Below are 7,709 nucleotides of genomic sequence, written 5' to 3'. Positions count from 1 at the left end.
GCTCCCCACCGGACCGGTGGGGAGCCTCCCGTCCGTCACGTGGTGACGGCTGTCATGCGGTGGCGGCTACTCCGCCTTCTGCAGCTGCCACGGCTCCGGCTCGCGGTCGCCGTTCGGGCGGACCGGGCGGACGTCGCCGACGATCGGGATCGAGCGCTTCCGCATGAACCACACGTAGCGGACGAAGAAGTGGGTCAGGGTCGACATCCGGTTGCCGTTGCCGAGCAGGCTGGTGATGTGGACGAACACCCACGCGGCCCACGCGACCGGGCCGACCATGGTGATGCCGCCACGGAGCTGGGCGACCGCGGCGTTCGTGCCGATCGTCGCCATCGTGCCCTTGTCGAAGTACTTGAACCGCTCGGTCGGCTTGCCGGCCAGCAGCCGCTTGATCTGCTCGGCGACGTGCTTGCCGCCCTGCAGCGCCGGCTGTGCGAGTTGCGCCAGCGCGCTGTCCTGCGCGGCGATGTCGCCGGCGGAGAAGACGCGCTCGACGCCCTTGACGCTCAGGTCGTCGTTCACCTGGATGCGACCGCCGTGGGTCTGCGGCAGACCCCAGTTGCCGACCTCCTTGTGTGCCGACACACCGGTCGCCCAGATCACCTGGGAGGCCGGGATGACCTCGCCGCCGGCGATCCGGACGCCGTCGGGCATGACCTCTTCGACGCCGGCGTTCAGGCGCAGCACGACACCGCGCTTCCGCAGGATCTTCGCCGCGTACCGGCGCAGGCGCGGAGCGAACGGCTTGAGGAGCTCGCCGCTGCGGTGCACGAGCGTGATCGAGATGTTGCCGCGTTCGATCTCCGGGTACGCGCCGACCAGCGCCTGGTCACGGAGTTCGGCGAGCGCGCCGGCCATCTCGACGCCGGTCGCGCCGCCGCCGACGATGACGACGCGGATCTCGTCCGGGCCCTGCTTCGCCGCGGCCTGCTCCAGGCGGGTGAAGAGTTCGTCGCGGATGCGGAGCGCCTGCGACCGGGAGTACATCGAGTACGCGTACTCGTAGGCACCGGGCGTCCCGAAGTAGCTGGTGTTCACGCCGTTGGCGAGGATCAGGTAGTCGTACTGCAGGTGTTCGCCGTCGGACATCTCGGCGATGCGTTCGTCGTGCCGGATGCCGGTGAGCAGGCCGTGGCGGAAGTCCGCGTTCGACTGACGGGCACGCAGACTGCGGAGGAAGTAGGTCACGTCGCCGGCGTTCAGGCCGCCGGTCGCCACCTGGTACATGAGCGGCTGGAACATGTTGTAGACGTGGCGGTCGACGAGCGTCACGCGTACCGGAGCGTCCTTCAGCTCACGCATGGCGGCGATGCCGGCGAATCCACCGCCGACGATGACGACGTGCGGGCGGGTGTCCTGCGGCATGGTGAGCTCCGGGTTTCGTGCGGTCTGGGCCACCCAGAAGGGTACGCCGGTCAGGCGTCCCCGCGGTCCACCTCTGCCGACCTCCGGTCTGCATCCAGCCGGGAGGCGCGGGTCGGGTCCGCCGGCAGCGTCCCGCACCCCGGTCGGCTCAGCTCCCCTGGGGGCTGACGGTGGCGCCGCCCGGCAGCTCCTGCGTGCTGCCGTTGCTCGTGCTGCCGCTCCCGTCGGTCCCGTTCCCGCCGGTTCCGGACTGCCCGCTCCCGGACTGCCCGCGCGGGCCGTACTGGCCGGTGCCCGGGCCGGTGAACGTGGAGACGTTGTGGCTCGCGACCGCGTGCCCGACCGCGAAGCCGACGCCACCGCCGACCAGCAGGGCGCCCAGGCCGATCGCCGCTGCGATGACCGGCCAGAACCACGGCGGGTGCGGGGTGCTCCGACCCGCGGGTGCGGAGCCCGGGCCAGTGGCAGGGGTCGGGGCAGGGGTCGGCGTGCCGTACCAGGACGGTGGGGGCGGCGAGAGGGTGGCGGTCGGCGCTGCGGCCGGAGCAGCGGCCCAGGCGTCAGGGCGCTGGTCATGGCGTTCGCCGTGTCGGTCGTCGCGTCGTTCGTCGGGTCGTCGTTCCGGAGGGGTCGTGTCGGTCATGGCCGTAGTGCACCCCGCGGACCTTGCAGGAGTCGAAGACCCGGCTGTCCCCGCGCTGCGGATCACGGACTGCGCGTCGCTGCGCGTCGCTGCGCTGCTCTCCCAGGTGGCGATCGGGCCCCGGCATAGTCTCGGGTGATGCGTGCGCTGGTGGAGACGGTCCGGGTCGACGGTCACCGCGTCCGACTCCGGACGGTGGCGCCCGCCGGCCGCCTGCACGACGCGTTCGCCCCCACCGTCGTCCTGGTGCACGGCATCGGCATGTCGCACCGCTCGTTCCGCCGACTGCAGGCCGCGCTCTCGCGCAGCCACCGCACCGTCGCCGTCGACCTGCCCGGCTTCGGCGGGGTGCCGTACTCCGGGCGTCGCTTCGAGGCGCACGAGTACGCCGACCTCGTCGTCCGCGCGGTCACCGAGCGGGGTGCCGGGGACCTCGTCGTCGTCGGCCAGTCGATGGGCACCCAGGTCGCCGTCGAAGCGGGCCTCCGGCACACCGACGTCGTGTCCTCCGTCGTGCTCATCGGCCCCGTCGTCGACGACCACCGACGCTCGCTGGTCCGGCTCGCCACCGCGCTCGCCGTCGACTGCACGTTCGAGGGCGTCCGGATGAACGCCGTTGTGTTCACCGACTACCTGCGGAGCGCAGCCCAGTACCTCCGCGAGCTCCGGCCGATGCGCGACTACCGGATGCTCGACCGGGTCCGGGCACTCACCGTGCCGGTGCTCGTCCTCCGCGGCGAACAGGACCCGATCGCGAAGCACGACTGGGGGCAGCGGGTCGTCGGCGCCGCCTCCCGCGGGGCGCTCGTCGAGCTACCGGGCAGCCACCACGTACAGGAGCGCCAGCCGGTCGCCGTCGCCCGGCTCATCGAGGAGTTCCGCCGGGTGCAGACCCTCGAGGCCAGTCGCGACGAGGTGCCGCAGTGACCGACGCGACCACCGGCGGGGGCGAGGCGACGCGGACGACGGGAGCCGTGCCTCCTGTCCGTGTCGGACTCGTGCGACGCGCACGGTGGGCGCTGCTGGACTGGGTCTACGCCGCCGTCTGGCAGGTCCGCAGCCTGGGACCGACCACCGCCGACGACTACCGGACCGGCGACCGCCAGCCCGTCGTCGTGATCCCGGGCGTCTACGAGACCTGGCACTTCATGCGCCCGCTGATGGACGTGCTGCACGACCGCGGCCACCCGGTGCACGTGCTCACCGTCCTCCGGCACAACGTCAAGCCGGTGCCGCTGTCCGCGGAGGAGGTGATGGCGTACCTCGACGAGCACGACCTGCACGGGGCGCTCGTCCTGGCGCACAGCAAGGGCGGCCTCATCGGCAAGTACGCGATGACCCGGCTCGACCCGCACGGCCGCATCGACCGGATGGTGGCGGTGTCGACGCCGTTCGCCGGATCGAAGTACGCCGTCCTGGCACCCGTCCGGCACCTGCGGGTGTTCCGCGCCGCCGACCCGGTGCTGGCGGGCCTGGCACGGGAGCTCGACGCGAACGCCCGGATCACCTCGGTCTACGCGGTGTTCGACACCCTCATCCCGGGCGGCAGCGAACTGACGGGCGCCGAGAACGTGCGGCTCGACCTCGGCGGGCACTTCCGGATCCTCGGCGACCGGCGCACGGCGGCTGCGGTGCTGCGGGCGGCCGACGGGGACTGACGGCGGCGGTGCCGCTGGTGGTGGCGCTCAGGCCGGCACTACGCTCAGCCCCGTGGCCAGCCGGAGCATCTACGTCGAGACGGTGATCGACGTCGACGTCGATGCGGTCTGGGCCGCCACGCAGGACCCACGGCAGCACGTGCGCTGGGACGTGCGGTTCTCCGAGATCGTCCCCGAGCCCGCCGGACCGGACGGATCGGCTCGGTTCACCTACGTCCGTCGGTCCGCCGTCCACGACGTGCACGGCACCGGCATCTCGATCGGGGAGCGGCGTCGCGACGACGGGACGCGCACCTCGGCGCTCCGCTTCGCCACCGAGGACCGGCTGTCCCCGATCCGGACCGGCCGCGGCTACTGGCGGTACGTGCCCACCGACGACGGCCGGACGCGGTTCATCACCGGCTACGACTACGGATCCGGATGGGGGCCGCTCGACCTCGTCGTCCGGCCGCTGCTCGGGTGGGCGACCGCCTGGAGCTTCGACCGGCTCCGCATCTGGCTCGAGGGCGGAGCCGAGCCGGAGGCGTGGCCGCTCGGCAGCGTGCTGGCGGTCTGGCGGCGAGACCGGCCACGGGCCTCCCGGACGCTTCGCGCACCCGCCGGCGGGACGCGTCGAGCCGACCACCTGCGGGACGCCCCGGCGAGCCTGGCGTCCCTCGCCCGACCCAGTGCGACGACCCGACCCGGAGGGACCGCATGACCTCGGTGTTCCAGGAGGCGCTCGGCGCCGACTTCGACCGGCTGCACCCGATGATGCAGCGCCGGTTCGGCGTCGGACTCGACTCCGCCGAGGCGTGCGTCGGGCGTGGTGTCATGCAGTCCATCCGCCGCGGCCCCTGGTGGACGGTGCCATTCCTGCAGATCGGCCGGCTCCGGAACATCCTGGTCCCCGACGTGGGCGACGACGTCCCGTTCACGATCGAGAACTACCCGTACCGCGATGCCCTGGGCCGCGAGACGGTGACCTTCGTGCGGACGTACTCCGTCCGCTCCGGCCGCACGGCACGGTTCGACGCGACGATGGTGCTCGTCGACGGCCGGGTGCTCGACTACCTGGGCTCGCACCAGCACCTGGCGGTCGACCTCGACCTGGCCGTCGACGAGCGCGGTGGACTCGTCCTGACCTCGGACGCGCAGCGGTTCCACGAGGGACCGCTGTCGTTCCGGTTCCCGATGCTGTTCAGCGGGCGGGCGACCCTGCACGAGTGGTGGTCGGACGAGGACGAGTCGTTCCACGTCGACCTCGAGGTCCGCAACCGGCTGTTCGGGTTCCTCTTCGGCTACCGCGGGTCGTTCACCTGCGAATGGGTGCCGGCGACGGACGCCCCCGAGCGGTTGAAGCCGCGGCGGACCGAGGCGCGGACGTAGCCCTCCGGGTCACATGTCGAGGACGCCGTCGACCGCCGCGCGTCGGGACGCGATGTGTCTGGTCGCGATGTCCTCCTCCAGGTGGACCGTGACGTACTGCCGGTCGATCGGGTACCCGGCGTCGTCGAAGACCCGGTAACGCCTCCGGAGTCGCAGGAACGGCACCGCCCTGTGTTCGAACGACACGACCACCTCGGTGTCCGGCCACGCCCCCTCGACGTCCACCTGCACCGAGCGGTAGTCGCTCCGCACCCGGGTGACCGCGTCGGTGTCGGCGGACCACATGACGCTCGGTTCGCCCAGGCTGGCGAGCTGGTCGCGGACCGCCGCGACACTGCGCTCGACCGTCGCCGCATCCGGTTCGGGCGTCTGCCAGGAGGCTCCGCTCACTCCCGTCAGGTCGAGTCGCCCGACCCAGGGCGCGCGTCGAGCCTGGAGCGCGGAGTCCTCTGCGGCCCACGCTGCCTCGACTTCCTCGAGGTCGGCTCCGGCGTTCTCGTCCGTGGCCGGGACGGAGGCGTGGTCCTCGGTGACGACGGCCGACGGGATGCCCGCTGTGACGTCGACGACCACCTCACGCGGTTCGTACACGGTGTCCCAGCTGCGCCACGGTCCGCGTTCACCGAACGGCACCTCGACCTGCCGAGGGCCGGTGGGGTGGAAGCGCAGGGTCATCCGGCCGTCCTCGATCGAGACGGCGTCGACCAGGTGGTCGACCTGCACGGTGGTCCGCTCGTCGGCCGGGGTGATCCGGACGATCTCGGTCGGCGGGGTCGGGAGGGGAGCGCTGACCGGAACGTCGTCGTCCGCGTCGCCGTCCTGGTCGTCGTCGCTGCCCGGCTGGCGACCGAAGCTGACGGTCCACTGACTGGCAGTGCCGACGAACGTCTCGTCGTCGTCGTCGTCGTCGTCGTCACCGTCGTCGGAGTCGGGGCGGTCCTCGTCCTCTTCTTCGTCTTCGTCGTCTTCCGGCTCGGTCCAGGTGTCACGGTCGGGCCAGAACGGAGCCACCGGGGCCCACTCGAGCGTCTCGGGGTCGGTGTCGGCCAGGCCGTCCTCGTCGTCGTCCTCGTCCGTGCCGCTCGTCCCCTCGGTCCAGAACGAGGCATCACGGGGATCGCCGACCCACAGCCCCTCGGCGTCGACCCCGATCGGTCGCCGGTCGCCGAGCTCCACGGACCGCGGCGGTTGCTCGGGTGACAGGAACACGGCCGTCCGGGACGACTGCTCCATGTCCTCCGATACGTAGACGATCCACACACCGGACGGGCTCGTCCAGATGTCCGTCCGTTCGACCGCACTCCGCGGCAGGGGCGCCGTCGGCCAGGTCAGCCACCGCTGGAACTCGTCGCCCTCGACCACGGCGGCCACCGGCCTGCTCGTGTCCGGGACGATCGTCACCGGTCCGACGGCGATGGCGTCGAGCGGGTCGAGGGGGTCAGGCAGTTCGGGCGCGTTGATCACGTCGGGCACGTCGGTCACGCTAGCGGCCTCACCCCCGACCCGTCCCCCCGACCGCCCTCAGCGCCCCGCGACGCTCGCGCGCTCGACGATCCGGTGCGGTACGACGACGGTCCGGACCGGCGCCTCCCGGTCCTCGATGCGCCGCTCGAGCAGGTCGAGGGCCGCCGCCGCGAAGTCCCGCCGGTCGAACGACACCGTCGTCAACGCGGGCACCGCGAACGCCGCTTGGTCGACGTCGTCGAACCCGACGACGCTCACCTGCTCCGGCACGCGGACGCCCCGGCTGGCCAGGACGTGCAACACGCCGAACGCGATCGAGTCGGTGAACGCGAACACCGCGTCGGGCAGCGGGTTCCGGTCGAGCCACTCGCCGAACGTCCTCGCGGCGGCCGCGGTCGTCCACTCCGGCAGCGGGACCCGCAGGGCCGGGTCGACGGGGACCAGCTGTGCGGCGAGCGCGTCCTCGTGGCCGAGCTGCCGCAGGCGGGCGGTCGCGGTGACCGCGTCGTCCTGCTCGGCGCCGACGATCGCGATCCGTCGGTGCCCGCGGTCGAGCAGCATCGTCGTGACGTCGCGCGCCGCTGCCCGGCTGTCGACGTGCACCTGGTCGACGTGCTCCGGTTCGACCTCGCCGATCACGACGGTGGGCGGCAGTCCGGCGGTGTTCGCGAGGGTGCTGGCATCGAGCGACACCGGGTTGAGGACCAGCCCGTCGACCAGGTGCGCCCGCGCCCGCGAGACCAGGTCACGCTCCCGCTCCGGGTCGGTCGCGGTCTGTTCGAGCTGCACGACCATGCCGCGGTCGTGCGCCAGCACCACGAACCAGCGGGCGAGGTCTGCCGAGTACGCACTCGCGAGCTCCGGCAGCGTCACCGCGATCGCGCCGGTCCGGCCGTTCCGCAGCCCCCGGGCGGACAGGTTCGGCACGTACCCGAGTTCGACGACCGCCGCCTCGACGCGGGCGCGGGTCTCCGGGCGCACGACGACACCGCCGTTGACGACGTTGGAGACGGTCTTCGGGGACACCCCCGCGAGGGCGGCCACGTCCCGCACGGTGGCGCGCATGAGAGCACCGTAGCGCGGTGTCGGCAGCGGCTCGGCGGGTCGCCGCGCGGGGGAGCCGGGTCCGTGGGGGGCGCGGGGCGCCGGCCCGGCGGGCCCCCCCCCCCCCCGCCCCCGCCGGAGCGGGGGGCACCCCCCCCGCCCCGCGG

The 7,709-nt window shown here is 72.8% G+C and carries 8 protein-coding genes; 4 read left to right on the top strand and 4 right to left on the bottom strand.

Annotated elements, in window-relative coordinates; translation table 11 throughout:
* Window positions 1-66: 66 nt before the first annotated feature.
* On the bottom strand, window positions 67-1,398 hold the full coding sequence (locus QCD68_RS16380) for an NAD(P)/FAD-dependent oxidoreductase (protein WP_301223787.1): 1,332 nt from the start codon (window positions 1,396-1,398) through the stop codon (window positions 67-69).
* 115 nt (window positions 1,399-1,513) lie between these two features.
* A complete protein-coding gene (locus QCD68_RS16375; protein ID WP_301223786.1) occupies window positions 1,514-2,008 on the bottom strand; it encodes a hypothetical protein in 495 nt (164 codons plus the stop codon).
* A 138-nt stretch (window positions 2,009-2,146) separates the two neighbouring features.
* Between QCD68_RS16375 and QCD68_RS16370 the strand changes: the two genes are divergently transcribed.
* From QCD68_RS16370 to QCD68_RS16355, 4 genes are read left to right on the top strand one after another with little or no spacing between them, the layout of a single operon-like run.
* Entirely contained in the window at window positions 2,147-2,935 is a 789-nt protein-coding gene (locus QCD68_RS16370) for an alpha/beta fold hydrolase (protein ID WP_301223785.1), read from the top strand.
* Entirely contained in the window at window positions 2,932-3,666 is a 735-nt protein-coding gene (locus QCD68_RS16365) for an esterase/lipase family protein (protein ID WP_367316848.1), read from the top strand. Before QCD68_RS16370 ends, QCD68_RS16365 begins: the two co-directional genes overlap by 4 nt.
* Before the next feature lie 52 nt (window positions 3,667-3,718).
* Complete coding sequence (locus tag QCD68_RS16360) at window positions 3,719-4,366, top strand: SRPBCC family protein (protein ID WP_301223784.1); 648 nt, start codon at window positions 3,719-3,721, stop codon at window positions 4,364-4,366.
* Window positions 4,363-5,034 carry a DUF4166 domain-containing protein gene (locus QCD68_RS16355; protein ID WP_301223783.1) on the top strand — a complete coding sequence of 224 codons (672 nt, stop codon included), beginning with the start codon at window positions 4,363-4,365 and terminating at the stop codon, window positions 5,032-5,034. The genes QCD68_RS16360 and QCD68_RS16355 overlap by 4 nt, the downstream gene beginning before the upstream one ends.
* Window positions 5,035-5,043: 9 nt before the next feature.
* Here QCD68_RS16355 and QCD68_RS16350 read toward each other — a convergent pair whose 3' ends face one another.
* Window positions 5,044-6,507: a hypothetical protein gene (locus tag QCD68_RS16350; protein WP_301223782.1), complete on the bottom strand. Its 1,464-nt coding sequence runs from the start codon at window positions 6,505-6,507 to the stop codon at window positions 5,044-5,046.
* Window positions 6,508-6,555: 48 nt separating this feature from the next.
* Window positions 6,556-7,563, bottom strand: a complete 1,008-nt coding sequence (locus tag QCD68_RS16345; RefSeq protein ID WP_301223781.1) for a LacI family DNA-binding transcriptional regulator — start codon at window positions 7,561-7,563, stop codon at window positions 6,556-6,558.
* Window positions 7,564-7,709: the final 146 nt, after the last annotated feature.

The sequence above is a fragment of the Curtobacterium sp. PsM8 genome, assembly GCF_030433875.1.
Lineage (GTDB): Bacteria > Actinomycetota > Actinomycetes > Actinomycetales > Microbacteriaceae > Curtobacterium.
Note: the sequence above shows the minus strand (reverse complement) of the source record. Positions and strands in the feature narration are given on the sequence as shown.

Excerpts from the sequence above, each read along its gene's own strand:
- QCD68_RS16355 (WP_301223783.1), top strand. The coding sequence starts at position 4,363 with ATGACCTCGGTGTTCCAGGAGGCGCTCGGCGCCGACTTCGACCGGCTG.
- QCD68_RS16370 (WP_301223785.1), top strand. The coding sequence starts at position 2,147 with ATGCGTGCGCTGGTGGAGACGGTCCGGGTCGACGGTCACCGCGTCCGA.
- QCD68_RS16375 (WP_301223786.1), bottom strand. The coding sequence starts at position 2,008 with ATGACCGACACGACCCCTCCGGAACGACGACCCGACGAACGACGCGAC.
- QCD68_RS16345 (WP_301223781.1), bottom strand. The coding sequence starts at position 7,563 with ATGCGCGCCACCGTGCGGGACGTGGCCGCCCTCGCGGGGGTGTCCCCG.